General features: G+C 65.9%; 1 protein-coding gene. It reads left to right on the top strand.

All coding sequences use genetic code 11. From position 1 onward, the window contains the following. Positions 1–1,593, top strand: a 1,593-nt coding sequence (locus tag N1F91_RS30870) for an AMP-binding protein (protein ID WP_289997744.1), incomplete at both ends; no start/stop codon positions are given.

The raw sequence follows: 1,593 nt of genomic DNA, 5'->3' as shown, positions 1-1,593 counted from the left end.
ATGCGAGCTTCGCGGCAACGCTCGACCGTCACAGCACCGACCGGGTCGCCGATGTCGAGCGCCACCAGCCGCTGCGCCCGGACCATCTCGCCTATGTCATCTACACCTCAGGCTCCACCGGTCGGCCAAAGGGCGTGGGCATGCCACACGTTGCTCTTTGCAATTTGATGAGCTGGCATTTGGGTGATCATCCAGGACAGGGAGATACAGTATACCGGACGCCTGTCGGCTTTGATGTGGGAGTACAGGAACTTTGGTCGACTCTGCTTATCGGTGCGCGGCTCTTTGGTGTTCCGTCTGAGGCTCAGCTGGCCTTGCAGGTTTCGCAACATCTGCCTGGTGTTGCGGATCTGACCATTTTCGCTCCACAGTCAGTTCTCGAAATGCTGGCGGAAGAAGCTACTATCGCGACAAAACCGCTGCGCTTCGTACAGATCATTCAGGCTGGCGAGACACTGCGTTGCTCTGCGGGCACCGACAGCTTGCTGGGCATGGCGGGGCTTGTCCTAAATCATTACGGGCCCACCGAAAGTCATGTGGTGACGTCTTGGCGGACCAAGGGTTTGTTGCCGAACGCAGTCCCTCCGATTGGCTCTCCGATCTGGAACACGCAGATCCACGTTCTCTCGGCGTCCTTGCAGCCTGTCCCTGTTGGGGTCTGGGGAGAGATGTACATTGCGGGTGCCGGTCTTGCTCGGGGCTATGTCGGGCGGCCCGACCTGACGGCGGAGCGGTTTGTGGCCTGCCCGTTCGGCGCGCCGGGATCGCGGATGTACCGGACGGGGGATCTTGGTCGCTGGCGCGCCGACGGCGTTCTGGAGTTCGGCGGCCGGGCTGACGACCAGGTCAAGCTGCGCGGCTTCCGCATCGAACCGGGCGAGATCGAGGCGGCACTGGTGCGCCTCGACGGCGTCGGCCAGGCGGCTGTCGTGCTGCGCGAGATCGCAGGCGAGGCGCGGCTGGTCGGGTATGTGACGCCTGCCGCAGGCAGTACCGCGGGTGCTGCCGCGCTCGATGCGGGGGCTTTGCGCACGGGGCTCTCGGCAAGCCTGCCCGATTACATGGTGCCTGCCGGCTTCGTTGTGCTCGAGGCGCTGCCGCTCAGCCCGAGCGGCAAGCTGGACCGCCGGGCCTTGCCGACCCCGGAGATGACGGGAACCGCTCACTACGAAGCCCCCATGACGCCGGAGGAGGCCCTTCTCTGCCGGCTCTTCGCCGAGCTGACCGGAGCGGGTCGCGTATCGGTGACGGACAGCTTCTTTGCGCTCGGGGGCCACTCGCTGCTTGCCATGCGGCTTGTGGCGCGGGTCCGTGCGGAGCGCGGCGTGGAACTGCCGCTGCGGTCCGTGTTTGCGCATCCGACGGTGCGTGCGCTTGCGCGGGTGCTGGAGGGGGCGTCGGCGGATCGTCTGGGTGTTGTTGTTTCGGGCGCGGGTGTGGATGCGGCGACGGGTGCGGCCATCCTGTCGCTGGGCCAGGAGCGGCTCTGGTCGCTTTCGATGCTGGAGGGGGGGCGCAGCAGCCAGTACAACATTCCGATGGGTCTGCGGCTGGAGGGGACTGTGGATGCCGGCGCGCTTCGGGTTGCGCTGG

This window comes from Aquibium sp. ELW1220 (assembly GCF_030398385.1).
In the GTDB taxonomy this organism is placed as follows: Bacteria; Pseudomonadota; Alphaproteobacteria; order Rhizobiales; family Rhizobiaceae; genus Aquibium.
This window is presented reverse-complemented; position numbering and strand designations above follow the sequence as displayed.